Raw genomic sequence first — 25481 nt, 5'->3', positions numbered from 1 at the left:
CAGCTAGGCGGTCAGGACTTGGCGGCGGTGGTGGCGCCCCGCACGTGCAGGTCGCCCAGGAGCTCCTGGGTCGCCGCGGTGACGGCGTCCACGGCGCGGTCGAACACCTCGGCGTTCACCTTGGCCGGGGCGCGCATGCCGCTGATCTTGCGGACGTACTGCAGGGCGGCGGCCCGCACGTCGTCGTCCGTGACATCCTCGGCGTAGGGCGGGCGGAGCGTCTTGATGCTGCGGCACATGTGGCCAGCGTAGGGACGCTCGCGCCGCTTGCCCACCCCCTGACCAGGGCATTCACTTCGGGTGCCCACCCACCACCGAAGGGAAGCTGATGGCTGAGCAGATCGCGGGAGTCACCGTTCCGGACACCCAGCTGGTGGCGGAGGCGACCGAGCTGGTGCGCACCGCCACGTCCGACCTGCTCTACCACCACTCCCGGCGGGTGTTCCTCTTCGGCAGCCTGCAGGGCGAGCGCCGCGGCCTGCGTCCAGACCCGGAGCTGCTCTACGTCGGCGCCATGTTCCACGACCTGGGCCTCACCGACACCTACCGCAGCACCGACCAGCGCTTCGAGGTGGACGGCGCCGACGAGGCTCGCCGCTTCCTCACCGCCCATGGCCTGGACACCGACGCCGTGCGCCGGGTGTGGACGGCCATCGCGCTGCACACCACCCCGGGCATCCCCGAGCACCTGGAGCCGGAGGTGGCGCTGGTGACGGCGGGCGTGGAGACCGACGTGCTGGGCATCGGCTTCCACGACCTGGACGCGGCGCAGCTGGAGGCCGTCACCGCCGCGCACCCGCGCCCGGACTTCAAGCGGCAGATCCTGCAGGCCTTCACCAACGGCTTCGCCGACCGGCCCGACACCACGTTCGGCACCGTCAACGCCGACGTGCTGGCACACTTCGTCCCCGGGTTCGTCCGCACCGACTTCGTCGAGGTGATCGAGGCCAACCCCTGGCCCGAGTAGAGCCGGGGTCCACCGGAACGGGGAGGTCGACGTGCGGGTACTGGTCGCGGGAGCCACGGGCGTGCTGGGCACCCCGCTGCTGCCCCAGCTGACGGCGGCGGGCCACGAGGTGCTCGCCCTGGCCCGCCCGAGCAGTCGGGTGCAGGCACTGGGGGCGCGCCGCGGGGTCACCGTGGTTCCGGCCGACGCCCTGGACCGCGAGGGGCTGACCCGCGCCGTGCGCGACGCCGCCCCGGACGCCGTGGTGCACCTGCTGACGGCGATCCCCGCCGAGATCGACCCGCGCCGGATGGGCCAGGCCTTCGCCACCACCAACCGGCTGCGCACCGAGGGCACCCGCGACCTGCTCGACGCCGCCGACACCGCGGGCGTGCAGCGGGTGGTCGCCCAGAGCATCGCCTTCGGCTACGACCCCCGCGGCGCGGGGCTGGCCACCGAGGACACCGCGCTCTGGCCGCGACCGGCACGTCAGTTCGCCAGCGTGCTCGCCGCGGTGCAGGAGCTGGAGCAGCGCACCGCGCAGTCCGGTGGGCTGGTGCTGCGCCTGGGGCACCTCTACGGGCCCGGCTCGGCCTTCGGCCTGAACGGTTCGTTCACCAGCCAGGTGCGCGCCCGCAGCCTGCCCATCGTGGGCAGCGGTGATGCGGTATTCTCCTTCATCCACGCCCGCGACGCCGCAGCCGCGGTGGTGGCCGCGCTGGACAGCCAGGTCACCGGGGCGCTGAACATCGTCGACGACGACCCCGCGGCGACGCGGGAGTGGATCCCCGAGCTGGCCCAGGTGCTCGGCGCCCCGGAGCCGCGGCACATCCCGGCGCTGGTGGCCCGGCTGGCAGTCGGCGCCTGGGGCGTGGCCTTCATGACGGCGCTGCGCGGGGCCGACAACAACCGCGCCAAGGAGCTGCTGGGCTGGCAGCCCGGGTACTCGTCCTGGCGCGAGGGCTTTGCCGCGGAGCTGTCTGCCGACGACCGCTAGCCGGTGGCCACTGGCTCAGGCTGACCCGAGGCCCGCGACGAACGGCACGATGGTGCGCTCGACCAGCGCTCGCCGATCGGGGTGGGGCAGCACGAGGCACTGGACGGTGACTCCGTCGATGAGCGCGAGGAGCGTCGAGGCCTGCTCGTCGGTGAGTCCCTGGTCGGCGAACCAGGAACGGAGCTCGCGATCGAGCTGGGCCGAGACCGCCGCCAGCTCGGGGTCGACAGCCGAGAGGGCGGCGTAGGCGAGCCACACGCGAGCGCGGCGCTCGCGTCGGTCGTCCAGGGGCAGCCACTGCTGCACGACGTCCATCAGCGTGGTGGCACCGGAGGCCGTCACGTCGGCGAGGAACTGCTCGCCCGCGTGATCGAAGCCGGCGCGCACCAGCTCGCTCTTGGTCCGGTAGTAGTACTGCACCTGCGCCGGTGACACCCCCGCCGCTGCGGCGACGCTGCGGACGCTCAGCGCTCCAGCTCCGTGCTCGGCCAGCACGGTCAGCACGGCGTCGAGCAGGCGGGTGACGGCCATCAGTCGTGCGGCCGCCGCGACTGGATCCTCGACCACCCGGTCACCGCGAGCTCGATCGCGCCGAGCACCGCGATCACCAGACCGGCCTGACGCAGACCCACTACCGGGGTCTCCACGTCGCGGAAGACGAAGAACATCGTCAGCCCCCCGATGACCATGACTGCCCCGACCACCAGCTCCCAGCCCTGCTTGCTCATGCCCGCTCCTCATCTCTGTACGACTGTATTGTACGAATGTACAGTGATGAGCGGCTGCGGTCCAGGGTGTGCTGATGGCTTTCACGCGGGCCGGAAAAGCAACAAGGCCCGAACCCCGGCCAACATGTCTGTCGGCGAGAATTCGAGCCTTGTGCACTTCCGGTGGAGCTGAGGGGATTCGAACCCCTGGCCTCCTCGATGCGAACGAGGCGCGCTACCAACTGCGCCACAGCCCCGGGTACTGCGAGCGAAACTCTAGCAGCCCGCTACTGACCCGACGCACGCGGTAGCTCGTACGGGCGGTCGTCCAGCTCGTCGAAGGCCGGGTCCTCGTCGTCGATCTCCAGGACCACGGCCCCCGGGCGACGCAGGCGCTGCGGGACCACGCCGAACTCGTCGTCCTCGGTGGAGTGCACGCCCAGGCGGGCGCGGCCCATGCGGGCCATCCGGCGCTCGCGGACGTTCTCCTCGATGCGCACCTGGCGGCGCAGGTAGGCCAGGTAGCCGACCAGGCCCAGGTCGATCAGCACGTGCACGGTCCACAGGCTGCTGAACGCGACACCGGCCAGGACGGCGGTGAGGACTGCGGCGATGAGCAGGCCGAGCACCACGCGCTGGCGGAAGGAGTAGCGGGCCATCCGGGCCACCGCGTCGGCCTCCGGGTCGTAGCCGCCGCGGCCGGTGCGCCGGGGCGCCTCGAGCTCACGGTGCTCGTCCTGCTCGTACTGCTCGTGCTCGTCCACCCCACCCAGGGGCGCGTGGTCAGCCTCGTCCGTCCTGGTGATGGCCAGCACCTGGGTCGGGTGGTCGTGCATCGAGTCGTCCGCTGCTGTCTTGTCCACCACTGTCTCCTCGTGCTCGGGCTGGCGCCAGTCCGGGTTGCTGCGGTGTCCCGCGGCCGGTCCGGGTCGTCGTAGCTTGATGCCGCTGCCGCCCCGGTGCAGCACGCGCGCCGCGAGGGCTCCGTCTCCGGTGCGGCGCACCTCCTGCCGGTACTTGGCCACCATGGGGACCAGCACCGCCAGCCATGCCGCGACGAGACCGACAAAGATCAGCGAGCTCGGCACGGCAACCACCCCCGGGAGCTAAACGACATCAGTGTAAGCACGGTAGTCAGGTGCACCCCGCGGGCGCGACAGGCGCGCCGGGTGTCGCGAGACACGCCGCGCCGTGTCGCACGACACGCCGTGCAGCAGCGGCGTTTTCAGCTCCATTGCGCACGGCCGGAGTGCACCAGCGCCGCGGTGAACCCGCCCACCTGCTCCTCGGCGGTCAGCGCCACCAGCACGTGGTCGCGCCACTCCCCGTCCACGTCGAGGTAGCGGCGCAGCAGGCCCTCCTCGCGGAAGCCCACCCGCGCCAGCACCGACCGGCTGGCGGTGTTCTCCGGACGGACGGTGGCCTCCACGCGGTGCAGCCCCACCGGGCCGAAGCAGTGGTCCAGGGTGAGCGCCAGGGCCGCGGTGGCCACTCCCCCGCCGGTGAGCGGGGTGGCCACCCAGTAGCCCACCCAGGCCGACAGCAGCGCACCCCGCACCACGTTGCCCACGGTGATCTGCCCGGCCAGCTCGCCGTCCACCTCGATGGCGAAGGGCAGCAGCGTGCCGTGCCGGGCCGAGCCCCGCATGGCCGAGCACACCAGCGGCCAGCTGGACACGCTGTTGCGGGCGCGCCACGGACCGACGCCGGTGGGCTCCCACGGCAGCAGCTGCGCCTCGTCCCGGGTGCGGACGTGGCTCCAGGCGGCGGCGTCGCGCAGCCGGATGGGCCGCACCCGCACCTGCCCGGCCCGCACCCGCACCGGACCGAGCCGAGCGGGCCACCCGGGATGGCGGTCGCTGGTGCGTCGGTCGCGCACGCTCACCGCCGGGCGCCTAGGCCCGCTGGGCCAGGAACGCGACCTTGACCTCGTCGCCGGTGCGCACCTCGGTGACGTCGGGATCCACCAGCACCAGGCAGTTGGCCTCGGCGAGGGTGGCCAGCAGGTGCGAGGACGACCCCGGGGCGCCGCCGAGGGCCTGCACCAGGTAGTCCCCGGTGGCCTCGTCGCGCATCAGCTGCCCGCGGAGGTACCCGCGGCGGCCGGCGATGGAGGTCACCGGGGCCACGGTGCGGGCCATGACGATCCGGCGCATCGGGTTGCGCTTGCCCAGCGCCACGCGGACCAGCGGCCGCACCATCACCTCGAACACCACCAGGGCGCTGACGGGGTTGGCGGGCAGCAGGAAGGTGGGGACCTTCTCGTCACCCAGGCGGCCGAAGCCCTGCACGGAGCCGGGGTGCATGGCCACCCGGTCCACCGTCACCTCGCCCAGGTCGGCGAGCACCTCGCGGACCTGCTCGGAGGCGTTGCCGCCCACGGCGCCGGAGATCACCACGATCTCGGAGCGGATGAGCTGGCCCTCCACCACGTCACGCAGCTTGCGGGGGTCGCCGGTGGCGATGCCCACCCGGGTGACGGTGGCGCCGGCGTCGCGGGCCGCCGCGGCCAGCGCGTAGGAGTTCACGTCGTAGACCTGCCCGGAGCCGGGCGAGCGGTCGATGTCCACCAGCTCACCGCCCACGGAGATCACGGCCAGCCGCGGGCGCGGGTGCACCAGCACCTTGTTCTTGCCCACGGCGGCCAGCAGACCCACCTGCGCGGCGCCGATCACCGTGCCCGAGCGCACCGCCACGTCGCCGGGCTGGACGTCGTCACCGATGTGGCGGACGAAGTCGCCGGAGCGCACGGGCTTCTTCACGGTGAGCCGGGCGGCGTTGCCGTCGGTCCAGCTCAGCGGCAGCACCGCGTCGGCCAGGGTGGGCAGCGGGGCGCCGGTGTCCACCCGCACGGCCTGGCGGGGCTGCAGCCGGGTGGGCTGGCGCGAGCCGGCGTTGACCTCGCCGACCACCGGGAGGGTGACCGGGGTGGCCCCGACCTCCTTGGGGTCCTTGGGCAGCTGCACGTCGATGCTGCGCACCGCGTAGCCGTCGATGGCGGCCTGGTCGAAGCCGGGCAGCGGGTTCTCCGCCACCACTTCCTCGGCGCACAGCAGTCCCTGGGCCTCCGAGATCGCCACCCGCACCGGCCGCGGGCGCACCGCGGACTCCAGCACGCGGGCGCGCTGCTCGTCGACGGACTTCACGACGGGCTGCCCTGCGCGAGCCGCTCCTGCAGGTACTCCCGCAGCCCGGGGCCGTAGGTGTCGTCCTGCAGCGCGTAGTCCACGGCCGCGCGCAGGTAGCCACCCGGGTTGCCCAGGTCGTGGCGGCCGCCGCGGTGCACCACCACGTGCACGGGGTGGCCCTCCTCGATGAGCAGCGCGATGGCGTCGGTGAGCTGCAGCTCGCCGCCGGCGCCGGGGGTGATGCGGCGCAGCGCGTCGAACACCGCGCGGTCGAGCAGGTAGCGCCCGGCCGCGGCCAGGGTGGACGGAGCGTCCTCGGGGGCAGGCTTCTCCACCATGCCGACCACGCGCTGCACGTCCGGTCCGTCCCCGCTGTCCTCCACGGTGAACACGCCGTAGGCGGACACCTGGTCCTCGGGCACGTCGAAGGCGCAGAGCACGGTGCCGCCGTGGCGGGCGCGGACGTCGGCCATCACGGTGAGCACGCCGTTGGGCAGCACCAGGTCGTCGGGCAGCAGCACGGCCACGGCCTGGTCGTCGTCGGTGAGCTCGTCCTCGGCGCAGCCGACGGCGTGGCCCAGCCCCAGGGCCTCCTCCTGCAGGACCGACGACACCTCCAGCAGCGACGGCGCGCGCAGCACCTTCTCCAGCTGGGCGGTCTTGCCGCGCTCGCGCAGCGTCTCCTCCAGCTCGGGGTCGGGGTGGAAGTAGTCGACCACGCTCTCCTTGCCCGGCGAGCTCACGATCAGCAGGCGCGTGGCCCCGGCCTCGGCCGCCTCGGAGGCCACCAGCTCGATCCCCGGCGTGTCCACCACCGGCAGCAGCTCTTTGGGTACAGCCTTGGTGGCGGGAAGGAATCGGGTGCCGAGCCCAGCCGCCGGGACGATGGCCGTCCTGAACTGGGGTGGCTTAGCAGCGCTGCTCATGGCGCTCACCTTATCGGCGTGCGCGGCCAACCCCCGGCAATGATGGTCGGATGAGTGGGAACGACGACGTGACAGCCGCTTCGACGGCACCAGATCTCGACAAGTCCGCTTGGCGCACACGGGTGCTGGCCGCGCGGCGCGCGCTCGACGGGCAGGTCCGCGACACCGAGGCCGACCTGCTCAGCCAGCACGTGCTGACGGTCGCCGACGGCTGTGCCGTGCTCGCCGCCTACGTGCCGGTGGGCACCGAGCCCGGCTCCCTGGCGATGCTCGACGCCGTGCGGGCCCAGGGCACCCGGGTGCTGCTGCCGCTGACCGGCGCGGCCGGGGACCCGCTGGACTGGGCGGAGTACGAGGGCGCCGACCGGCTGGTGCCGGCCGCCCACCGCCTGCGGGAGCCGGCCGCGCCCGCGTTGGGCCCGCACGCGATCGCTCAGGCCGAGGTGGTGCTGCTGCCGGCGCTGGCCGTGGACCGGGCCGGCACTCGGCTGGGTCGGGGAGCCGGCTGCTACGACCGCTCGCTGCCCCTGGCCAGCCCGAGCGCCCGGCTGGTGGCCGTGGTGCGGGCGGCGGAGGTGGTGGCGCGACTGCCGCGTGAGCAGCACGACATCCCCGTCAGCGCGGCCCTCACGCCTGCGGGACTGATTCGCCTGGGCAACGCGTTGTAACATGCGTGTTGGCACTCCGGCTGTGGGAGTGCCAGCGGCGTACCCCGCACCGCCACAGCAGACCTTTCGCGGAGGACCTACGTGCCCACCTACTCCTACGCCTGCACCGAGTGCGGCCACCGCTTCGACGCTGTGCAGTCGTTCACCGATGCCAACCTCACCGAGTGCCCGCAGTGCACCGGCAAGCTCCGCAAGCTCTTCAACTCCGTGGGTATCGTGTTCAAGGGCAGCGGCTTCTACCGCACCGACAGCCGCGCGGGTGCCGTCCCCAGCGGGGAGAAGGCCACCTCCTCCTCGGCGTCCACCGACAGCAGCACCGCCTCGACCCCGTCGAGCACCACCACCACCAGCAAGAGCGACTCGGCCACCAGCAAGCCGGCCAGCACCACACCCAGCGCCAGCTGACCCCTCACCCAGCTCCCGGCGGGAGGCGAGACGACATGGCTCGCGACATGCAGATCACCTACGACTGCGCTGACCCGGCCGGGTTGGCCGCGTTCTGGGCCGAGGCGCTCGGCTACCGGCTGCAGGACCCGCCGGGCGACTTCACCTCGTGGGAGCAGGCGCTGGAGGCGTGGGGCGTGCCTGCCGAGCACCGCAACGACGCCTCCGCGGTGGTCGACCCCGACGGTGCCGGTCCGCGGCTGTTCTTCCAGCGGGTGCCCGAGCCCAAGCAGGCCAAGAACCGGGTGCACCTGGACGTGCGCGCTGCCCCCGGGCTGGAGGGCGAGGAGCGAATGGCGGCCCTGGAGGCCGAGGCCGAGCGGCTCACCGCGCTCGGGGCCCGCCGGCTGCAGCGCCACGAGCCTGCTCCCCCGATGAACGCCGGCCACCTGGTGCTGGCCGACCCCGAGGGCAACGAGTTCTGCCTCGACTGACGGGCCTGTCTCGCGGCCTGTCCACATCCGGCCGCCGCCCTGCACAGCGTTGTGGCAGCGGCCCCGGCCTCGGCCGCCCCGCGCCTAGCGTGCCGGTGAGCGCCTGCGTGGGCGCAGGGACGAGGCAGCCATGGCCAACCACACCAGCGGTCGTCGCCGCCCCGCGGCCCGCAGGCCCGCCCCGGCGACCCGCGGGCCCGCCCTGGTGACACGGGCCGAGGCCCGGGCGCCGCAGCGGCGGCTGCGCGCGAGCAACCTGGCGCCGCTGTGGCGGGAGCGGCTGGCCGAGCTGAGCAGACCCGGCTGGGCGCGCACCGCCGCCGTCCGGCGCGTGGTGGCCGCCCTGCTGGTGCTGCTGGCCGGGGTGCTGGCGCTGCGCGGCGACCCGGGCACCGCCGGCACCGCGGTGCTGGTGGCCACCCGGGACCTGCCACCGGGTCACGTGCTGGGCGACGCGGACCTGCAGGTGGTGCAGCGCCCGGCCCAGCAGCTGCCCGCCGGCGCGCTGGCGCTGGCCAGCGACGCCACCGGGCGCGCCCTGGCGGCCGCGGTGCGCAGCGGGGAGCAGCTCACCGACGTGCGACTGCTGGGACCGGCCCTGGCGGTGGCCGCCACCGGCGACGCCGCCACCACCGCGGTGCCCCTCCGGCTGCCCGACGCCGACGTGGCCGACCTGCTGCACCCCGGCGACACCGTCGACGTCCTGGGCCTCGGCGGCGCCCGGGGCGCGGTGACGGTGGTGGCCACCGACGCCACGGTGCTCAGCGTGCCGCCGGCCGATCCCAAGCGGCGCTCCGAGGGGCGGCTGGTGGTGCTGGCCCTGCCGGCCGAGCAGGCGGGGGCGGTCGCGGCGGCTTCCCTTTCCGAGTCGCTCACCATTACATTCCACTGACCGCGAGGCACGTCCACCGGCCGCGGGACCTGTTGCCACAGTGAGGGAGAGCAGTGCTCAAGGGGTTCAAGGACTTCATCATGAAGGGCAACGTCATCGACCTGTCGGTGGCCGTGGTGATCGGCGCTGCCTTCTCCGCCATCGTCACCTCCTTCACCACGCACCTGATCAACCCGTTCATCGCGGCGGTGGGCGGCGCCAACGCCAACGGGCTGGGCTTTCAGCTGGTGGCGGGCAACCCCAAGACGGTGGTGGACGTCGGCGCGGTGATCACCGCGGGCATCAACTTCCTCATCGTCGCCGCCGTCGTCTACTTCCTGCTGGTGGTTCCCATGCACCGGCTGCAGGAGCGCCGCCGGAAGGGCGTGGAGGCGGGGCCGGACAAGCCGACCGACGTCGCGCTGCTCACCGAGATCCGGGACCTGCTCGCCGCACAGCAGCGCGCCACCGGGGGCGCCCCGCACAGCGAGCCGCAGACCCGGGCCGCCGCCGGCACCCCCTAGCGCGAGCGGAGCAGCCGCTCAGCCGTGGTGCGGCGGCACGTTGCGGCGCAGCTCCTCGTCGTTGCCACCGGCCGAGCTCTCCGCGGCCGGGCCGCGCTCGTCGCGGGTGGTCTCCGGCAGCACGTCACCGAAGATGCGTTGCCGCCGTTCCCGGGCCCGGCGCCGCTCCGCCGCCGCCTCGTCGGCGGGGGCGGGACGGTCGGGGCGAGCGTCAGCCACGGCTCAGGCGTCGAGGCCGGAGAGCTCGGAGATGACGTGTCCGACCAGCGGGGTGAGCGTGGCCATCCCGTCGCGCACGGCGGAGCGGGAGCCGGCCAGGTTGACCACCAGAGTGCTGCCGGAGACGCCGACGAGCCCGCGGGACAGGCAGGCGTCCACCGAGCCGGCGGCCAGGCCGGACGCGCGCAGCGCCTCGGCGATGCCGGGGATGGAGCGGTCCAGCACACCGGAGGTCGCGTCCGGGGTGACGTCGCGCGGGGAGACGCCGGTGCCACCGACGGTGACCACCAGGTCCACCCCGCCGATCACCGCGGTGTTCAGCGCGTTGCGGATCTCCACCGGGTCGGCGGCCACCGCCACGGTGGCGTCCACGTGGAAGCCGGCCTCGCTCAGCAGCTCGGAGACCAACGGGCCGTTGGTATCCGGCTCGTCCCGGCTGGCGGTCCGATCGTTGACGATGACCACCAGTGCGCGTCCCAGGCGGGAGTCCTCCATGTCCATGAGGCTCACCGTAGTGCCCTCCTCGACAAGCGCCGGGACGAGGTCGAGCGTGACCGTGGTGCCGGTGCGCATGGTCAGTTCCCCGCCTTCACGGTGTTGCCCTGCAGGGTCACCTGGGTGGTGCTGGTGTCGCCGCTGGGGCTCTTGATCGTCAGGGTCACCGTGTCGCCCGGGCGGTGCGAGCGGATGGCGGCCACCAGGGTGTCGCCGTCGGGGATCACGCGGTCGTCGACCTTGGTCACCACGGAGCCGGCGGCGATGCCGGCCTTCTCCGCGGCGCCGCCGGGCGAGACGGCGGCCACGGCCGCGCCCTGCAGCGACGTGCTGGCCGACGAGCGGGAGCTGGTGCCGGCCGAGGCGTCGGTGACGCTGACGCCCAGCACCGCCTGGGTGGCGGTGCCGCTGCCGATCAGCTCCTGCGCGATGCGCATGGCCTGGTCCACCGGGATGGCGAAGCCCAGGCCGATGGAGCCGGACTGGCTGCTGGAGGAGCTGCCACCCAGGGAGGCGATGGCGGAGTTGACGCCGACCAGCTCGCCGTTCATGTTCACCAGCGCACCACCGGAGTTGCCGGGGTTGATGGCGGCGTCGGTCTGCACGGCGTCGAGCACCGAGCTCTGCCCGCTGGCCTCGCCGCTGGCCCGCACCGGGCGGTTCAGCGCGCTGACGATGCCGGAGGTCACCGTGCTGGCCAGCCCCAGCGGGGAGCCGACCGCCACCACGTCCTGGCCCACCGCGAGGTTGGACGAGCTGCCCAGGCTGATGGGGGTGAGGTTGGTCTGGTTGGCCATCTTGATGACGGCGATGTCCGACGACGGGTCGCGGCCCACGATGGAGGCGGCCTCGATGGTGCCGTCCTTGAGCACCACCCGCAGCTGACCGGATCCGCCCGCGGCCGCGGCGATCACGTGGTTGTTGGTGAGGATCAGCCCGTCGGCGGAGAGCACCACGCCCGAGCCCTCGCCGCCCTGGGTGCCGCTGGCCACCTCGATCTGCACCACGCTGGGGACCACCTTGGCGGCGACCTCCTGCACCGAGCCGGGGGCGGCGGCCGCGGGCTGGGCCTTGACCGTCTCGCTGCCGCCCAGGGCGGTGACGGTGGTGTTGCTCGAGCCGCTGTCCAGGTTGGCACCGACCGCGCCGCCCACGCCGCCGGCCAGCAGGGCCAGGGCCAGGGCGCCGGCCACCAGCTTGCCGGTGCGCTTGCGGGGTGCCGCGGCGGGGGCCGAGCCGGGGTGCTGCTGCTGCGTGCCGCCGTAGGGGTAGCCGGGTGGGTACACCGGGTACTGGTGGGTGGGCGAGTCGCCCTGGGGTCGGCCGTAGAAGCCGCCCGAGCTGGGCTGGGCCGGGCCCCGGCCGTAGGGGTCGTAGCCGGAGGCGCCGTGACTCGAGCCGGAGGCGCCGTGACTCGAGCCGGAGGCGGCGTCACTCGAGCCGGAGGCGGCCTGTCCCGAGCCGGCGTCACCGGAGCCGCCCTGGCCCTGCCGCGACCACCAGGAGTCCGGCACCGCGCCGGGCTGCGGCTGGGCGCCGGACTGGCGGCCGCCGGTCTCCTCGGGCCCACCGTCGCCGGAGGAGCCAGCAGGGGTGGGCTGCTCGTGCGGGAAGCGCTCGTTGCCATCGGTCATGTCACCACTGTGCCGCGCCTGGCTGAGAAGCCGCTGAGATGCACCTGGGGGTTGGCCGGGAGTGTGGTGAAGAAGACCTCTGAGCCCGGCCACCGGGGTGGTGGAACCCGCTGACCAGCAGCGAGACCGGTCAGCGCGGGGCCGTCAGCGGCCGTGCGCCTCGTCCAGGAAGGCCACGTAGGCCTCGCTCACCTCGTCCGGGCACTCCATGTTCAGCATGTGCCCGGCCCCGTCGATCATCCGCTTGCCCCGGACGTCGGCGTGGTGGTCGGACAGCTTGTTCACCGGGTCGCGTCCGTGCCACACGGCCAGGTCGATGTCGTTCTCCGAGCCGATGAAGTAGAACGGCACCGTGCTCGGGCCGGTGTAGGACTTGCGGTGCTCCCACACGTCGTCGAGGGCCAGGTACCAGCCGATGCCGCCGGCGAAGCCGCTGCGGGCGTAGTCGGCCACGTAGGTCTCCAGCTCCCACTCCGACATCCACGACCACGGCAGCGGCGGGGGCTGCGGGAGCGCCTCCCGGTAGGAGGTGCCCGGCGGGTGCTGCCACACCTGGGTGAAGTCGGCCGTGCCGGAGAGCGCGTGGAAGATCTTGGCCAGGATCTCCCGCGGGTGCGCGGCGTAGTCCTGCGCGGCCGCCTCGGGCTGGTCCAGGTAGTAGGACATGTGGTTGAACCGCTTGGCGCCGCGCTTGCGCTCGATCACCGACGGGGCCACCGACCCCACCGAGATGAACGGGTTCTGCAGCCCGATCACCGCGCGCATGCGCTCGGGGTGGTGGTAGGCCAGGTCGTAGGCGGCCATGCCGCCGAAGTCCAGGCCGGAGAACACCGCCTGCTCCTCGCCCAGGTGGTCCAGCAGCCCGACGAGGTCACCCACGGCGGCGTCCACGCCGTAGCCGGAGCCGTCCGTGGGAGCGCTGGTCTGGCCCATCCCCCGCAGGTCCGGCGCCACCACCCGGTAGCCGGCGTCGGCGATCACCCCGATCTGGTGGCGCCAGCTGAACGAGGTGTGCGGAAAGCCGTGCAGCAGCACGACCAGTGGACCCTGCCCCTGCTCGACGTAGTGCACGTCGAGGCCGTTGATCCGGGCGTAGTGGTGCTCCCAGCCCAGCGGGGACACCGGAGCAGCGGCAGGGTCCATGGCGTCAGCCCTGCCGGTTCTGCTTGACGTCCAGCGCGGCGAGGTGGGCGAACACCATGCTGGCGCCGATGGGGTTGCCACCGCCGGGGTACACCGTGCCGGTGACCGCGGCCATGGAGTTGCCCGCCGCGTACAGGCCGGGGATCACCGCGCCCTCCTTGTCCAGCACGCGGGCGGCGGTGTCGGTGCGCATGCCGCCCTTGGTGCCCAGGTCGGACAGACCGAAGGCCGCGGCGTGGAACGGGCCCTGCTCGATGGGCACCAGCGGCGAGGCGCCGCCGGAGAAGGCCCGGTCGTAGGGCTCGTCACCGCGGTGGAAGTCCTCGTCCGACACGGCCGAGACGAAGCCGTTGAACCGGGTGACGGTGGCCACCAGGTTCTCCGCCGGCACGCCGATCTGCTCGGCCAGCTCCTCCAGGGTGTCGGCGGTCTTCCACAGCCCCGCCGCCACGTAGTCCTTGGGGTCGCCCATGGGCTGCATGGACGCCACCACCGGCGGCTTCTCGCCCTCGCGGTCGTCGTAGACCATCCAGTACGGCAGGGTCACGGTGCCGGCGGTCATCGCGTCGATCACCTCGCGGCCCAGGCGGTCGTAGGGCAGCGACTCGTTGACGAAGCGCTCGCCGTTGTCGTTGACGAAGATGCCGCCGGTGAACCACAGCGAGAACGCGGAGCGACCGTCCGGGTGGGTCACGCCGGGCGACCACCACGCCTCGCTCATCAGGTCCACGTCGGCGCCGATGGCGATGCCCGCCGCGATCGCCTTGCCCTGGTTGCCGTCCGGGCCCATGGTGTCGCGGGCCGTGCCGGGCACGCCGTACTTGGCGCGCATCTCGTCGTTGCCCTCGAAGCCGCCGGAGGCCACGATCACGCCGCCGCGGGCGCGGATGGCCCGGCGCTCGCCGTTGTGCTCCACGATGGCGCCGACCACGGCGCCGTCCTCCACCACCAGCTCGTCCACCGTGGTGGAGGTGTAGGTGGTGGCGTTGTCCATGCCGTCCATCGCCCACAGGAAGCGGCCGATCAGCGACTGCCCACCGGTGAGGGTGGGGTCCAGCGGCGCACCGGCGCGCTCGACGGCCAGCGTCGGGCGCAGGTCGTCGCGCACCGCGCCGATCTTCTCCGCCTTCATCGGCTTGGGGATGATCTGGCGGCCCTGGGCGTGCGCCTTGGGGGCGGAGCCGAAGTAGTCGGCCCACGGCAGCACCGCGAACGCGAAGTGCTCGTCGTCGCTGGCCAGGTAGTCCACCAGCGGGGCGCCGTTGTCCAGGAACGCGTCCTGCAGCTCCACCGGGGTGCGGTCGCCGACCACGGCGCGGAAGTAGGTGCGGACGTCGTCCATGCTGTCCTGCACCCCGGCCTCCTCGAGGACCTTGTTGCAGGGCAGCCACATGCCCGCGCCGGAGTAGGCGGTGGTGCCACCGAACTTGTCCGTCGCCTCCACCATGATGGTGTCCAGCCCCTCACGGGCTGCGGTGTAGGCACCGGTGACGCCACCGCCGCCGGACCCGACCACCAGGACGTCGCACTCTTCGCTCCACTGCATGCTGCACCTCTCCACAGAAATGTGTGATCTGAACCATAGTGGCTGGTGGGCCGAGGTTTCGGGCAGCGAGTTCCAGTGACCGGGAGCGGGCTCAGGCGTCGGTCAGCGGCCGCGGGGAGCCGGGCAGCCGCAGCCGCACCCGGGCCCCGCCGCGGTCGGACTCCTCGGCCCACACCGCGCCCTGGTGGCGCAGCGCCACCTGCTTGACGATGGCCAGGCCCAGCCCCGAGCCGGGCATCGACCGCGAGCCGGTGGAGCGGTAGAAGCGCTCGAAGACCAGGGCCCGGTCCTCCGGCGCGATGCCGGTGCCTGCGTCGCTGACGACCACCTCGACGTGGGTGGGGTCCACCTGGGTCATCACCACCTCCACCCGCTCCCCGGCCGGGCTCCACTTGGCCGCGTTGTCCAGCACGTTGAGCACCGCCCGCTCCAGCGCGGTGGGGTCGCCCACCAGGTACCAGGGCTGCAGCCAGGCGGTGAAGGTGATCTCGCTGCGCCGCCGGCGCGCCCGCTCCAGGGCCTCCTCCACCACCTCGGCCAGGTTCAGCGGCAGCTGCACCACCTGCGGGGCGTCCTCGCGGGCCAGCTCCACCAGATCTCCCACCAGGGTGGACAGCTCCTCCAGCTGGGCCACCACGTCGGCGTGCAGCTCGGCCCGGTCGGTCTCCCCCAGCTGCGGCGCGCCGGGAGCGCTGGAGGCCATCAGCAGCTCCATGTTGGTGCGCAGCGAGGTGAGCGGGGTGCGCAGCTCGTGGCCGGCGTCGGCCACCAGGCGGCGCTGGCGGTCCCGGGACTCCTCCAGCGACAGCAGCATGGCGTTGAAGCTGCGGGTGAGGCTGGCCAGCTCGTCGTCGCCGGTCACCGGGATGGGGGTGAGCTCGTCGGTGCGGGCCACCCGCTGGGCGGCCTCGTTGAGCCGGGCCACCGGACGCAGCCCGGCCCGGCCCACGGCGGCGCCGGCCACGACGGCGACCAGGATGCCCGCCCCGCCCACGGTGAACAGCACCACCGCCAGGTTGTGCAGCACCAGACGGGTGGGGGCCAGCGACTGGGCCAGCACCAGGGTGGTGCCGTTGGGGGCGCGCTGGGCCAGCACCCGGTAGTCCTCGGTGGTGCGCAGCGACTCCGCCGAGACCCCCATGGCCACGTCCAGCTCGGGCTTGCCCACCGGCGCGCCGCGGCCGGAGTAGGCCACGGCGCCGCTGGGCAGGATCACCGACACCCGCACCCCGGAGGAGAACAGCGTGGCGATCTGCAGGTTCTCCTGCGAGATGGACTCCAGCAGGTTGCTGTTGAGCACGGTGGTGGCCCGGTTGCGCAGCTGGTTGTCCACGTCGTCGTAGAGGGCGTTGGACACCACGAAGTAGGCGGAGGTGGCCATCAGGGCCACGGCCACGGCCACCACCACCGCGGCGAGCATGGTCACCCGGGCGCGCAGGGACATCGACCGGGTCAGCGGCATGGGCGCGCGCATCTTGTGCGGCCCGGTGCTGCTGGTCGGCGCCTCCGGCGGGTGCGGGCCGGACGGCGGGGTCTGCTCCGGGTGGGCCGTCACCGGCGGCTGCCCGTCACGGCGGTCCCTCGCGCAGCACGTAGCCCACCCCGCGCACGGTGTGGATCAGGCGGGGCTCGCCCTCGGCCTCGGTCTTGCGGCGCAGGTAGCCGATGTAGACCTCCAGCGCGTTGCCGGAGGTGGGGAAGTCGTAGCCCCACACCTCCTCCAGGATGCGGCCGCGGGTGAGCACCCGGCGGGCGTTGGTCAGCAGCAGCTCCAGCAGCGAGTACTCGGTGCGGGTGAGGCTGATCAGCCGGTCGCCGCGGCGCACCTCCATGGTCACCGGGTCCATGGTGAGGTCGGCGAAGCTGAGCACCTCCGAGGCGGGGTCCTCGGCGCTGGGGGTGGCGCGGCGCAGCAGGGCGCGCAGCCGGGCCAGCAGCTCCTCCAGGGCGAAGGGCTTGGGCAGGTAGTCGTCGGCGCCGGCGTCCAGGCCGGCCACCCGCTCGGAGACGGTGTCGCGGGCGGTGAGCACCAGGATGGGCAGGTCGACGCCGGAGCTGCGCAGCCGCCGGCACACCTCCAGCCCGTCCATCCGCGGCATCATCACGTCCAGCACCAGCGCGTCGGGCTTGGTGGCCTCCAGCGCCTCCAGCGCGGCCACGCCGTCGCCGGCCAGGTCGACGGTGTAGCCGTTGAAGGTCAGCGAGCGGCGCAGCGACTCGCGGACGGCCCTGTCGTCGTCCACCACCAAGATGTGCATGCGTCCCAGTGTGGCCGCTGCCCCTGAGACCCGTCTGAGAGAGCCGCCCTACCGCGGGACCGGCGCGTTCCAGTGCCGCCACATGGCCAGCAGCCGCAGCCCGGTGGCCAGCACGGAGCCGAGCAGCGCGGCCAGGCCCTGCGGCACCCCGGCGGCGTCGGCGGCCACCAGCACGGTGGCCCCGGCCAGCGCGGCCACGGCGTAGATCTCCCGGCGCAGCACGATGGGCACCTCGTTGAGCAGCACGTCGCGCAGGGCGCCGCCGCCGATGGCCGTGGTCATCCCGATGACGCAGGCCGCCACCACGCCGGCGTCGTGGCTCAGCGCGGTGGCCGCGCCGTAGGTGCTGAACAGCCCCATGCCCAGGGCGTCCAGGATGAGCACCGACCGCCGCAGCCGGGAGACCCGGGGGTGGAAGCGGAAGACCAGCAGCGACACCACCACCGGCGTCACCAGGTAGCGCCAGTCCACCAGCGAGGTGGGCGGGTTGATGCCCAGCAGCACGTCGCGCAGCACTCCCCCGCCCAGCGCGGTGGTGGCCCCGAGCACCACGATCCCGAAGACGTCCAGGCGCGCCCGCACTCCCGCCAGCGCCCCGGAGGCCGCGAAGGCGGTGATCCCGATGAGGTCGAGGACGACGAGCAGCACAGCTCATTGTCTCCACAACGCGCGGTGGCCGGTGACCTGCCTGGTCACCGGCCCCGCAGACGTACCCGTGCTGCTACTTGCCCTGCCAGCTGGGCTGGCGCTTCTCCATGAAGGCGCCGATGCCCTCCATGACGTCGGCGGAGGTGGAGACCTTGGCCATCTCCTCGTCGTTGAGCTTCCAGGCGTCCCGCTCGGCCGGGGTGCTGCCGTCGACGATGCCGCGGGCGACGCGCTTGCTGGCCTGCACCGCCAGCGGGGCGCCGGCGCTGACCTGCTCGGCCAGGGCCAGGGCGGTGTCGAGCACCTGGTCCTGCGGCACCACCCGGTTGACGAAGCCCCAGCGGTGGGCGTCGGTGGCGGGCATCGGCTCGCCGGTGAGGATGAGCTCCAGGGCCACGTGCTTGGGCAGCGCCTGGGTCAGCCGGAACACCCCGCCGGCGGCGGCCATCAGTCCACGGTGGACCTCCGGCAGGCCGAACTTGGCGTTGTCGGCGGCCACGATGAGGTCGCTGGCCAGGGCGAGCTCGGTGCCGCCGCCCATCGCGGAGCCGTTGACCGCGGCGATCACCGGCACGCTCACCGGGTGGTCCACCATGCCGGCGAAGCCCCAGTGCTTGGTCTCCGGGGGCAGCACGCCGTCGCCGCCCTTGGTGCCCAGCGCCTTGAGGTCGGCGCCGCCGCAGAACACCCGGTCGCCGGCGCCGGTGAGCACCACCGCGCGGATCTCCGGGTCGTTCTCCGCCTGCTCCAGCGCCTCGCCGATGCCGTTGTGCACGTCGGCGTTGATGCTGTTGGACGCCTTGGGGCGGTTGATGGTGATGAGCAGGGTGTGGCCCCGCCGCTCGGTGAGGACTACTGCCTCGGGTGCCTCGTCGGTCACGCTCGCCTCGTTCCTGTCGGTGATGGTGGGTTCAGCTGCTGATGCGCACGTGGGCGCCGTCGACCTCCACGGTGACGGTGCGGCCCACCACCTCGCGGCGCTCCCCGGGCTCGCCCATCGACAGCGCCTCGGCGCTGGCGGTGTCGCCGGGGGCGGTCTGCGCGGCGAAGCGGGCGCCGTCGGCGGTGCGGGCCACCAGGAAGCCGGTGGCGGGCTTGCCGTCGCGGCCGTGCTCCACGGTGGCCGTCTCCACGGTCACCGTGCCGGAGACGGGGGCGATGATCGCGGGGGCGTTGGCCGACTCGATGCGCACCGGCTCGGGGTTGCCCACGTAGCCCTGGGCGTGCGGGGCGTCGCTGAGCAGCACCGCGTGCTGGTAGGTGACAAAGCCGCCGTTGCCGTGCAGCAGCGCCAGGCCCGGCTCCGTCCGCAGCCGCTGGGTGATGCTCACCGCGGCGAAGAGGGTGTAGGTGTTCATCGGCCCGCCGAAGGCGGAGTGCCCGCCGGTGACGCTGAGGCTGGCGTCGCGGGGCAGGTCCAGGGCGATCGACGCCAGCTTGGGCACCACCGGGAAGCAGCTGTAGATGTCCACGATGTCCAGGTCGTCGGCGTGCACCCCGGCCTGGGACAGGGTGCGCTCGAAGGCGGCGGCCATGGCCGGGGAGTCGGTGAAGCCGTCCCGGCGCAGGTGCTCCTCGGCCTGGTCGGCACCGGCCCCGCCCCACACGTACACCAGCTTGTCCTCGGCCACGCCGTGCTCGCGGGCGGCGGCCAGGGAGGTCATGATGACCGCCGCGCCCTGGTCCACCTGCGGGTTGGCGTTCATCGACAGCGGGTAGGGCTCGGAGATCATCCGGTTGCCGGGGGTGACGGTGGCGATGTCCTCGGCGCTGCGCTGCACCGGGTTCCACGCCGCGGGGTTGGCCGCGGCCTCGGCGGAGAAGGCGGCGTAGATCTCCGCCGACCACGCCGTCGCCTCGTCCGGGCTCTGTCCCAGCTGGTGCGACAGCGCGTTGTCGAACAGCGGGTACACGCGGGTGGGCAGGATCAGCCCGGCCGCCTGGTTCTCCGGGCCGCCCAGCAGCTCGGGGTCGAACGCCGCGGGCCCGCCGGGCGCGGCGCTCCACCCGCAGTCCTGCACCGGGTCGACGCCGGCCTTGGCCAGGGCGCCGGTGGAGGACTGCGCCTCCCCGCCCACCAGCAGGGCGATGGTGCTCTCCCCCGCGGCGATGCGGGCGGCGGCGGCGTCGAGCAGCCGGGCCGGCCACTGCCCGCCCACCGGGGTGTACTGGCGGTGCTGCGGGTCGGCACCCACGCGCTGGGCCACCAGGCCGGGCAGGTCGTCGTAGCTCCAGCTCACCACGTTGACCACGTCGATGCTGTCGGCGTGGGCGGGCAGCTGCGGGACGCCGGCGTCGGCGGCGGCCAGGGCCACCGCGTCGAGCATCAGCTCCAGGGGCTCGCGGGCGTCGGCCACCGTGCGCTCACGGTTGTGCCGAAGCTGGCCCACTCCGACGATGACGGGGATGTGGCGCGGGTCAGGCACGTCGCTCGCTCCTCAGGGGTCGGGATCTGGCCTGACAGTAGTGCAGCCAATAGTGACGCCCGCCACCCCCCTTGCAGCGTCGACCTCACGAACCGGGCGCCTCAGCCGATGTGGGGTGGGTCACCGCTGATCACCGGAAGGCTGCTGCCCCATGGACACCCAGGACGTGCTGGACCGACCCGCCCGGCGGCGCCCGCCCACCGTGCTGCTGGTGGAGGACGAGGACGACCAGCGCGAGCTGGTCACCGTCTACCTGCGGCGATCGGGCTGCGAGGTGATCTCCGCCCCCTCCGCGGAGGCCGGGCTGGACCTCATCGAGGGGGTGGACCTGGACCTGGCGGTGGTGGACCTGCGCCTGCCCGGGATGAGCGGCTGGACGCTGTCCTCGGCGCTGCACGAGCGCGACCCGCGCTGCCCCATCGTGGTCACCTCGGTACTGGACCTGGAGTCCTACCCGCCGGCGCACACCGCGCTGCCCAAGCCGTTCAGCATCGGCCAGCTGCGCACGGCCCTGGGCCGGCTGCTGCCGCACTGGAGCCCCACGTGAGCGGAGCCGTCCGCACCGTGCTGATCGCCGACGACGACCCGGACATCCGCCGGCTCATCGAGCTGGCGGTGCAGCGGGCCGGGTTCACCGTGCTGGCCTCGGTGGGTGACGGCCAGGCCGCCCTGGACGCCGCGGCGGTGCAGCTGCCGCACCTGGCCATCCTGGACGTGTCCATGCCGCAGGTGACCGGGCTGCAGGTCTGCGCCGCGCTGCGGGCCGAGCACGGCGACGCGCTGCGGGTGCTCATCCTGTCGGCCAACGCGGAGGTCTCCGCTGTGCAGGCGGGGCTGGCCGCCGGCGCCGACACCTACCTGCCCAAGCCGTTCGCGCTGCGGGAGCTGCGGGCCAAGCTGGGCGAGCTGCTCGCGGACCCGGTGTGCTGAGCAGCCGCGACGCGCTGGTGCGTCGTTGGCGGGCCACCCCCACCTTCGCCCAGCGGCAGGTGATCTTCTGCCTCATCTTCCTGGTGTCGGTGTCGGGCATCCCGCTCACCCGCATCGAGGTGCACGGCGTGGTGCTCACCGCGTCGGTGGTGGCGGTGCTGGTGATCACCATGGCCGCGCTGGCGCTGCCGTGGCGGCGCTGGGCCCCGGGCTGGCGGATCAGCGTGGACCTGGCGAGCATCACCGCCTCGGGACTGCTGGGTGCGGCCACCGGGGAGGCCAGCTCGCCCTACGGGATCATGCTGGTGCTGCCCGCGCTGGCGCTGGGGGCGCAGGCCCGGCGCCCGCAGACGCTGCTGTGGGTCATCCTCGCCACCGACCTCACGGTGTTCATGCCGTACCTGGTGCTGCCCGACCCCACCCCGTTCGCGCTGGACATGACGCTGCGCTGGCTGTTCACGCCCACGGTGGCGCTGCTGGCGGCGATGGCGATGTACCAGGTGACCAGCCGGGTGCGCTACCGGATGGCCCAGCTCACCGAGTCGTCGCTGCACCTGGCCGGGGCCCGCGACGCCTTCGCCGGGGTGCTCGACGCCGTCACCGAGCAGTCCATCATCGCCACCGATCGCCGTGGCCTGGTCACCATCTTCAACCCGGGCGCGGAGAAGATGCTGGGGGCGGCGCGCACCCAGGTGGTGCGCGAGCGCCGCGTCACCGACTTCCTGGTGGACGCCGAGCTGGACGTCGTCGACGCCGCGGGGCGCAGCGGCTTTGCCGCGCTGGTGGCGCTGGCCGCCGACGGTGCCGCCGACGTGCGCGACTGCACCTACCGCACCACCGACGGACGGCTGCTCAGCGTGGAGCTGGCCATCACCCCGCGCCACGACGCCCACGGCGAGCTGGTGGGCTACCTGTTCGTGGCCACCGACATGACCAAGACCCGGGAGGTGGCCCGGCTCAAGGACGAGTTCATCAGCCTCATCTCGCACGAGCTGCGCACCCCGCTGTCGTCCATCCTGGGCTACCTGGAGCTGGTGCTGGACGACCCCGACGACCCGCTGACCGAGCAGCAGCAGCAGTACCTGACCACTGTGGAGCGCAACGCCAACCGGCTGCTGCACCTGGTGGGCGACCTGCTGTTCACCGCGCAGGTGGAGGCGGGCAAGTTCGTGGTGGCCCAGAGCGCGGTGGACCTGGTGGCGGTGCTGGCGGCCTCGGCCGACACCGCGGTGCCGGTGGCCGCGGCTGCAGGGGTGCTGGTGGAGACCGAGCTGCCCGAGCACCCGGTGCTGGTGGCCGGGGACGCGGTGCGCCTGGGGCAGGCCTGCGACAACCTGTTGTCCAACGCGGTGAAGTTCACCCCGCGGGGCGGGTCGGTGTGCCTGTGCCTGGTGGTGGAGCCCGACGGCGAGGGCGGGCCGGCGGCGCTGGTGAGCGTGCGCGACACCGGCTACGGCATCCCCGCCGGCGAGCTGGAGCAGCTGTTCACCCGCTTCTTCCGCGCCACCACCGCCACCACCAACGCCATCGCGGGGGTGGGCCTGGGGCTGGCCATCACCCGGGCGATCGTCACCGCGCACCAGGGCACGCTGGCGGTGCGCAGCGTGGAGGGTGAGGGCACCACCTTCAGCTTCCGGCTGCCGCTGCGGGTGGGCGCGGAACAATCCATGCAGGACGCAATGGGGGCCACATGAGCACTCAGCTTCCGTCGCCGGCCGCGCTCATCGCCCTGGTGGTGGACGACGACGCCGACGACCTGGCGCACGCGGCCGGGGTGCTGCACGAGGCCGGGTACACGGTGCTCACCGCCAGCGGCCCGGCGCAGGCGCACGCGGTGCACGCCGACACCGAGATCGACCTGGTGCTCTCCGACGTGGCGATGGCCGAGCAGGACGGGCCGACCATGCTGTGGGCGCTGCGCAGCAACGGGTGCGCAGCCACCTTCATCACCATGACGGCGGACCCCTCCCCCACGGCGCGGCGCCGCTCGGAGGCGGCGGGGGCGGCGCTGTGCCTGCCCAAGCCGCTCAACGCCACGGTGCTGGTGACGGCGGCGCACCAGCTGCTCACCAACGGGCCGGTGCGCGACCCGCTGGAGGATCCCTACGACGCCGAGCTGCTCAACCAGATGCGGGCGGGGTACCTGCAGCTGCTGCCGGAGCGCACCGCCGCGCTGGCTGCGGCGAGCGAGGCCGGTGACCTGGTGGCGCTGGCCAAGGTGGCGCACGTGCTGGCCGGGGCGAGCGGGCAGTTCGGTTACCCCGGGCTGGCCGAGCTGTGCCGGGTGGTGCAGGCCTGCGCCCAGGCCGGCGAGCTGGCGCACGCCGAGGTGGAGGCCGCACTGGTGGCCGCCGGGCACGTCCGCCGCACCGGTCAGTAGCCGGACGGGTCCGTTGCGGGGGCGCGGCTCACCTGGCAAGACGGCTCGGCCACCACGCGGCGGCGAGAATCGCTGAAGCGGCTCCCCCACGGTGGCCGCACTCCTCATTACCATCCGCCTATGAACGCAACACCGCTCGTGATCATCGGTGCCGGCGGTTTTGGCCGCGAAGTGCACGACGTCATGGAAGCCATGAATGACGCGCCAGCCGTCGATGGGCGACCGCGCTTCGACTTCCTTGGCTTCATCGACGACGGACCGGTCGACCTGTCGCTGCTCGACGGCCGCGGACCGCACCTCGGCGGCATGGCCGCCCTGGAGGGCCTGCCGGACGGCACCCAGTACGTGATCGGAATCGGCACTGGCTCAGTCCGCCGAAAGATCGACGAACGAGCTGCTGAGGCCGGTTACGAGGCAGCGGTGCTCGTCCATCCCACTGCGACCCTGGGCCGCCATCGCAACCGTGTCGGCCCAGGCACGGTCATCTGCGCGCACGCCTCGGTGACGACGAACGTGGTCCTGGGCAGGCACACACACCTCAACCTCAGTGTCACGGTCGGCCACGACGCCGTGCTGGGCGACTACGTCACGGTGAACCCGGGGGCGACGATCTCGGGCAACGTCGTGCTGGAGGACGAGGTGAACATCGGCACGGGCGCCGCCGTCATCCAGGGCCGTACCGTCGGCAAGGGCGCCGTGATCGGGGCCAGCGCCAGCGTGGTCAAGGACATTCCAGCGGGTGTCACGGCGGTAGGGGTGCCCGCAAAGCCACGCGGCTGACACTGCTTTTCGCGGGCTGCCATGATGGCGCGATGCACCTGCTCTTCGTCTGCACCGGCAACATCTGCCGCAGCCCCACGGCCGAGCGGCTGACCCAGGCCTACGCCGCCCACCACGGACTCCCCGGGCTGACCGCGAGCAGTGCCGGCACCCGGGCGGTGGCGGGCTACACCATGGAGCCGTCAGCGGCCCAGGTGCTCACCGAGCTGGGCGGTGACCCCACCGGCTTTCGCGCCCGCCAGCTCAAGCCCGCCATGGTCAACGACGCCGACCTGGTGGTGGGGCTGAGCACCCGGCACCGCAACCGGGTGCTGGAGGAGTCGCCGCGCGCCATGCGCCGGGCCTTCACCCTGCGGGAGCTCTCCGCGCTGTTGGCGGTGCCGTCGAGCGAGGCGGCCCTGCTTCCTCGGCTGGCTCAGGCCCGGGCCGCGCGACCACCGGCGCCGGATTCGCTGGACATCACCGACCCGATGGGGCAGGACCTCGCCACGTTCCAGGAGATCGGTCGGCAGATCACCGCCACGCTGCTGCCGGTGCTCGACGCGCTGCGAGCCGAGCTCAGCTGAGGCTAGAGCTCACTGGTTGAGGATCGCCTTGCGCACGGTCTCGCCGATCGCCGCAGCTGCCGCCGCGTTGGGGTTCTCGCCGTCCGCCGACATGCCCCTGGCGTAGCCGTCACCCGAGCGCACCGGCGCTCCGACGTCCACAAAGGTCCAACCCCGTTGGCTGGCCAGCTTCTGCAGCGCGGAGTTGGTCTGCGTGGCCAGGGTGGGCTCGGCCGCGCTGGGCAGCGCACCGGTGAGGATCACCCGGGGGGCGTTGACCGCGCGCACGATCTTCTCGACGTTGGCCGTCGTGGACGAGGCGGGGACGTCCCGCTCGGCGTCGGTGAGATCGACCCCGACCACCACCACGTCAGCGGGCATGGACTTGGCCGCGGCGGCCATGCGCTCCGTGGTGGCCCCACTGTCGGCCCAGCCGCCGACGAAGGTGATGCGGTCCTTGGCTGCGTGGGAGACCCAGGAGGTGTTGCCCAGGCTCTTGCCGATGAAGTCCGGGCTGTTGCCGTTGGCTGAGGAGCCGCCGATCACCACCATCCGCACTGCCTGCGGCATCGCGGAGGCCGCAGCGGTGGACGAGGCAGTGGGGCGGGGCGGCACGGAGGCCTGCGGCAGGGGCGCCGACGTCACCACCGGCGGCGCAGTGGTCATCGGGGCTGCTCCGGCGGTCTGCGGCTCCACTGGGGGCGTCCGGTTCTCCAGCGCGGTCCACATCACGGCGCCCGCCACGATGGCCGCCGCGATGAACACCGGGAACCCGTACTTCTCGACGCCGTCGTTCAGCTTCATGGGGTCATCATGCCCGAGACCGTTGCTG

General features: G+C 73.2%; 31 protein-coding genes and 1 tRNA gene. 13 read left to right on the top strand and 19 right to left on the bottom strand.

Features of this window, described 5'->3' with window-relative positions; translation table 11 throughout:
• Positions 1 to 11: 11 nt before the first annotated feature.
• A complete protein-coding gene (locus tag ELX43_RS03365) occupies positions 12 to 239 on the bottom strand; it encodes a DUF2277 domain-containing protein (RefSeq protein ID WP_127782135.1) in 228 nt (75 codons plus the stop codon).
• Positions 240 to 328: 89 nt separating this feature from the next.
• Here ELX43_RS03365 and ELX43_RS03360 point away from each other — a divergent pair, with 89 nt between their 5' ends.
• A complete protein-coding gene (locus ELX43_RS03360; protein WP_127782134.1) occupies positions 329 to 967 on the top strand; it encodes an HD domain-containing protein in 639 nt (212 codons plus the stop codon).
• 31 nt (positions 968 to 998) lie between these two features.
• On the top strand, positions 999 to 1943 hold the full coding sequence (locus ELX43_RS03355; RefSeq protein ID WP_127782133.1) for an NAD(P)-dependent oxidoreductase: 945 nt from the start codon (positions 999 to 1001) through the stop codon (positions 1941 to 1943).
• Between the two features lie 15 nt (positions 1944 to 1958).
• Here the strand turns inward: ELX43_RS03355 and ELX43_RS03350 are convergent, their stop codons facing one another.
• From ELX43_RS03350 to ELX43_RS03325, 7 genes are all read right to left on the bottom strand, one after another.
• Positions 1959 to 2510 carry a TetR/AcrR family transcriptional regulator gene (locus tag ELX43_RS03350; RefSeq protein ID WP_164860569.1) on the bottom strand — a complete coding sequence of 184 codons (552 nt, stop codon included), beginning with the start codon at positions 2508 to 2510 and terminating at the stop codon, positions 1959 to 1961.
• On the bottom strand, positions 2474 to 2671 hold the full coding sequence (locus ELX43_RS17555) for a DUF5708 family protein (protein WP_164860568.1): 198 nt from the start codon (positions 2669 to 2671) through the stop codon (positions 2474 to 2476). Before ELX43_RS17555 ends, ELX43_RS03350 begins: the two co-directional genes overlap by 37 nt.
• A 163-nt stretch (positions 2672 to 2834) precedes the next feature.
• A tRNA-Ala gene (locus ELX43_RS03345) sits at positions 2835 to 2907 on the bottom strand.
• Positions 2908 to 2937: 30 nt separating this feature from the next.
• Positions 2938 to 3738, bottom strand: a complete 801-nt coding sequence (glpR, locus tag ELX43_RS03340; protein ID WP_127782131.1) for a gephyrin-like molybdotransferase receptor GlpR — start codon at positions 3736 to 3738, stop codon at positions 2938 to 2940.
• Between the two features lie 137 nt (positions 3739 to 3875).
• On the bottom strand, positions 3876 to 4529 hold the full coding sequence (locus ELX43_RS03335) for a GNAT family protein (RefSeq protein ID WP_127784635.1): 654 nt from the start codon (positions 4527 to 4529) through the stop codon (positions 3876 to 3878).
• A gap of 16 nt (positions 4530 to 4545) precedes the next feature.
• Entirely contained in the window at positions 4546 to 5796 is a 1251-nt protein-coding gene (glp, locus tag ELX43_RS03330; RefSeq protein WP_127782130.1) for a gephyrin-like molybdotransferase Glp, read from the bottom strand.
• Positions 5793 to 6704: a UTP--glucose-1-phosphate uridylyltransferase gene (locus ELX43_RS03325; RefSeq protein WP_127782129.1), complete on the bottom strand. Its 912-nt coding sequence runs from the start codon at positions 6702 to 6704 to the stop codon at positions 5793 to 5795. Before ELX43_RS03325 ends, glp begins: the two co-directional genes overlap by 4 nt.
• Before the next feature lie 50 nt (positions 6705 to 6754).
• On the opposite strand from ELX43_RS03325, the gene ELX43_RS03320 reads away from it, so the two are divergent.
• The 5 genes from ELX43_RS03320 to mscL all read left to right on the top strand — a co-directional run bounded on the left by ELX43_RS03320 (position 6755) and on the right by mscL (position 9645).
• Positions 6755 to 7372 carry a 5-formyltetrahydrofolate cyclo-ligase gene (locus ELX43_RS03320; protein ID WP_127782128.1) on the top strand — a complete coding sequence of 206 codons (618 nt, stop codon included), beginning with the start codon at positions 6755 to 6757 and terminating at the stop codon, positions 7370 to 7372.
• 81 nt (positions 7373 to 7453) lie between these two features.
• Entirely contained in the window at positions 7454 to 7777 is a 324-nt protein-coding gene (locus tag ELX43_RS03315) for an FmdB family zinc ribbon protein (protein ID WP_127782127.1), read from the top strand.
• Positions 7778 to 7812: 35 nt separating this feature from the next.
• Entirely contained in the window at positions 7813 to 8250 is a 438-nt protein-coding gene (locus ELX43_RS03310) for a VOC family protein (protein WP_127782126.1), read from the top strand.
• 130 nt (positions 8251 to 8380) lie between these two features.
• Positions 8381 to 9142, top strand: coding sequence for an SAF domain-containing protein (locus tag ELX43_RS03305; protein ID WP_127782125.1), 762 nt, complete (start codon positions 8381 to 8383; stop codon positions 9140 to 9142).
• A gap of 53 nt (positions 9143 to 9195) precedes the next feature.
• Positions 9196 to 9645, top strand: a complete 450-nt coding sequence (gene mscL, locus ELX43_RS03300) for a large conductance mechanosensitive channel protein MscL (RefSeq protein ID WP_127782124.1) — start codon at positions 9196 to 9198, stop codon at positions 9643 to 9645.
• Between the two features lie 18 nt (positions 9646 to 9663).
• Here the strand turns inward: mscL and ELX43_RS03295 are convergent, their stop codons facing one another.
• The 10 genes from ELX43_RS03295 to ELX43_RS03250 form a co-directional block, all read right to left on the bottom strand.
• Positions 9664 to 9864 carry a hypothetical protein gene (locus tag ELX43_RS03295; protein WP_127782123.1) on the bottom strand — a complete coding sequence of 67 codons (201 nt, stop codon included), beginning with the start codon at positions 9862 to 9864 and terminating at the stop codon, positions 9664 to 9666.
• 3 nt (positions 9865 to 9867) lie between these two features.
• Positions 9868 to 10365 carry a MogA/MoaB family molybdenum cofactor biosynthesis protein gene (locus ELX43_RS03290; protein ID WP_206518176.1) on the bottom strand — a complete coding sequence of 166 codons (498 nt, stop codon included), beginning with the start codon at positions 10363 to 10365 and terminating at the stop codon, positions 9868 to 9870.
• Positions 10366 to 10439: 74 nt separating this feature from the next.
• Positions 10440 to 11993, bottom strand: coding sequence for a trypsin-like peptidase domain-containing protein (locus ELX43_RS03285; protein ID WP_206518095.1), 1554 nt, complete (start codon positions 11991 to 11993; stop codon positions 10440 to 10442).
• A gap of 144 nt (positions 11994 to 12137) precedes the next feature.
• The gene (locus ELX43_RS03280) at positions 12138 to 13136 is read right to left on the bottom strand and encodes an alpha/beta hydrolase (RefSeq protein WP_127782121.1); all 999 of its coding nucleotides are present in this window, start codon (positions 13134 to 13136) and stop codon (positions 12138 to 12140) included.
• A gap of 4 nt (positions 13137 to 13140) precedes the next feature.
• Positions 13141 to 14682, bottom strand: coding sequence for an FAD-binding protein (locus tag ELX43_RS03275; RefSeq protein WP_127782120.1), 1542 nt, complete (start codon positions 14680 to 14682; stop codon positions 13141 to 13143).
• Positions 14683 to 14773: 91 nt separating this feature from the next.
• Complete coding sequence (locus ELX43_RS03270) at positions 14774 to 16156, bottom strand: HAMP domain-containing sensor histidine kinase (RefSeq protein WP_127784633.1); 1383 nt, start codon at positions 16154 to 16156, stop codon at positions 14774 to 14776.
• A 94-nt stretch (positions 16157 to 16250) separates the two neighbouring features.
• Positions 16251 to 16940, bottom strand: a complete 690-nt coding sequence (locus ELX43_RS03265; RefSeq protein ID WP_127782119.1) for a response regulator transcription factor — start codon at positions 16938 to 16940, stop codon at positions 16251 to 16253.
• Between the two features lie 48 nt (positions 16941 to 16988).
• On the bottom strand, positions 16989 to 17588 hold the full coding sequence (locus tag ELX43_RS03260) for a trimeric intracellular cation channel family protein (protein ID WP_127782118.1): 600 nt from the start codon (positions 17586 to 17588) through the stop codon (positions 16989 to 16991).
• Positions 17589 to 17661: 73 nt separating this feature from the next.
• On the bottom strand, positions 17662 to 18468 hold the full coding sequence (locus ELX43_RS03255; RefSeq protein ID WP_127782117.1) for a crotonase/enoyl-CoA hydratase family protein: 807 nt from the start codon (positions 18466 to 18468) through the stop codon (positions 17662 to 17664).
• Between the two features lie 31 nt (positions 18469 to 18499).
• Entirely contained in the window at positions 18500 to 20014 is a 1515-nt protein-coding gene (locus ELX43_RS03250) for an acetyl-CoA acetyltransferase (protein ID WP_127782116.1), read from the bottom strand.
• A 151-nt stretch (positions 20015 to 20165) separates the two neighbouring features.
• Here ELX43_RS03250 and ELX43_RS17735 point away from each other — a divergent pair, with 151 nt between their 5' ends.
• The 6 genes from ELX43_RS17735 to ELX43_RS03225 all read left to right on the top strand — a co-directional run bounded on the left by ELX43_RS17735 (position 20166) and on the right by ELX43_RS03225 (position 24670).
• Positions 20166 to 20561 (top strand): response regulator, encoded by a 396-nt coding sequence (locus ELX43_RS17735; protein ID WP_206518094.1) that lies wholly within the window; start codon positions 20166 to 20168, stop codon positions 20559 to 20561.
• Complete coding sequence (locus tag ELX43_RS17730; protein ID WP_206518093.1) at positions 20558 to 20944, top strand: response regulator transcription factor; 387 nt, start codon at positions 20558 to 20560, stop codon at positions 20942 to 20944. The genes ELX43_RS17735 and ELX43_RS17730 overlap by 4 nt, the downstream gene beginning before the upstream one ends.
• A complete protein-coding gene (locus ELX43_RS03240; protein ID WP_127782114.1) occupies positions 20938 to 22638 on the top strand; it encodes an ATP-binding protein in 1701 nt (566 codons plus the stop codon). The genes ELX43_RS17730 and ELX43_RS03240 overlap by 7 nt, the downstream gene beginning before the upstream one ends.
• Complete coding sequence (locus ELX43_RS03235) at positions 22635 to 23324, top strand: response regulator (RefSeq protein WP_127782113.1); 690 nt, start codon at positions 22635 to 22637, stop codon at positions 23322 to 23324. Before ELX43_RS03240 ends, ELX43_RS03235 begins: the two co-directional genes overlap by 4 nt.
• Before the next feature lie 120 nt (positions 23325 to 23444).
• Positions 23445 to 24104, top strand: a complete 660-nt coding sequence (locus ELX43_RS03230) for an acetyltransferase (RefSeq protein ID WP_127782112.1) — start codon at positions 23445 to 23447, stop codon at positions 24102 to 24104.
• 32 nt (positions 24105 to 24136) lie between these two features.
• A complete protein-coding gene (locus ELX43_RS03225; RefSeq protein ID WP_127782111.1) occupies positions 24137 to 24670 on the top strand; it encodes a hypothetical protein in 534 nt (177 codons plus the stop codon).
• A gap of 9 nt (positions 24671 to 24679) precedes the next feature.
• On the opposite strand, the gene ELX43_RS03220 is transcribed toward ELX43_RS03225, so the two are convergent.
• Positions 24680 to 25453, bottom strand: a complete 774-nt coding sequence (locus tag ELX43_RS03220; protein WP_164860567.1) for an SGNH/GDSL hydrolase family protein — start codon at positions 25451 to 25453, stop codon at positions 24680 to 24682.
• Positions 25454 to 25481: the final 28 nt, after the last annotated feature.

Origin of the sequence: Rhodococcus sp. X156 (assembly GCF_004006015.1) — a bacterium.
Classification (GTDB): Bacteria; Actinomycetota; Actinomycetes; order Mycobacteriales; family Mycobacteriaceae; genus X156.
Note: the sequence above shows the minus strand (reverse complement) of the source record. Positions and strands in the feature narration are given on the sequence as shown.

Bases quoted from the DNA above. Each gene is read 5' to 3' on its own strand.
- ELX43_RS03365 (WP_127782135.1), bottom strand. From the start codon at position 239: ATGTGCCGCAGCATCAAGACGCTCCGCCCGCCCTACGCCGAGGATGTC.
- ELX43_RS03360 (WP_127782134.1), top strand. From the start codon at position 329: ATGGCTGAGCAGATCGCGGGAGTCACCGTTCCGGACACCCAGCTGGTG.
- ELX43_RS17555 (WP_164860568.1), bottom strand. From the start codon at position 2,671: ATGAGCAAGCAGGGCTGGGAGCTGGTGGTCGGGGCAGTCATGGTCATC.
- ELX43_RS03325 (WP_127782129.1), bottom strand. From the start codon at position 6,704: ATGAGCAGCGCTGCTAAGCCACCCCAGTTCAGGACGGCCATCGTCCCG.
- ELX43_RS03320 (WP_127782128.1), top strand. From the start codon at position 6,755: ATGAGTGGGAACGACGACGTGACAGCCGCTTCGACGGCACCAGATCTC.
- ELX43_RS03310 (WP_127782126.1), top strand. From the start codon at position 7,813: ATGGCTCGCGACATGCAGATCACCTACGACTGCGCTGACCCGGCCGGG.
- ELX43_RS03305 (WP_127782125.1), top strand. From the start codon at position 8,381: ATGGCCAACCACACCAGCGGTCGTCGCCGCCCCGCGGCCCGCAGGCCC.
- ELX43_RS03290 (WP_206518176.1), bottom strand. From the start codon at position 10,365: ATGGACATGGAGGACTCCCGCCTGGGACGCGCACTGGTGGTCATCGTC.
- ELX43_RS03285 (WP_206518095.1), bottom strand. From the start codon at position 11,993: ATGACCGATGGCAACGAGCGCTTCCCGCACGAGCAGCCCACCCCTGCT.
- ELX43_RS03280 (WP_127782121.1), bottom strand. From the start codon at position 13,136: ATGGACCCTGCCGCTGCTCCGGTGTCCCCGCTGGGCTGGGAGCACCAC.
- ELX43_RS03275 (WP_127782120.1), bottom strand. From the start codon at position 14,682: ATGCAGTGGAGCGAAGAGTGCGACGTCCTGGTGGTCGGGTCCGGCGGC.
- ELX43_RS03270 (WP_127784633.1), bottom strand. From the start codon at position 16,156: ATGCGCGCGCCCATGCCGCTGACCCGGTCGATGTCCCTGCGCGCCCGG.
- ELX43_RS03265 (WP_127782119.1), bottom strand. From the start codon at position 16,940: ATGCACATCTTGGTGGTGGACGACGACAGGGCCGTCCGCGAGTCGCTG.
- ELX43_RS17735 (WP_206518094.1), top strand. From the start codon at position 20,166: ATGGACACCCAGGACGTGCTGGACCGACCCGCCCGGCGGCGCCCGCCC.
- ELX43_RS03235 (WP_127782113.1), top strand. From the start codon at position 22,635: ATGAGCACTCAGCTTCCGTCGCCGGCCGCGCTCATCGCCCTGGTGGTG.
- ELX43_RS03230 (WP_127782112.1), top strand. From the start codon at position 23,445: ATGAACGCAACACCGCTCGTGATCATCGGTGCCGGCGGTTTTGGCCGC.
- ELX43_RS03225 (WP_127782111.1), top strand. From the start codon at position 24,137: ATGCACCTGCTCTTCGTCTGCACCGGCAACATCTGCCGCAGCCCCACG.
- ELX43_RS03220 (WP_164860567.1), bottom strand. From the start codon at position 25,453: ATGAAGCTGAACGACGGCGTCGAGAAGTACGGGTTCCCGGTGTTCATC.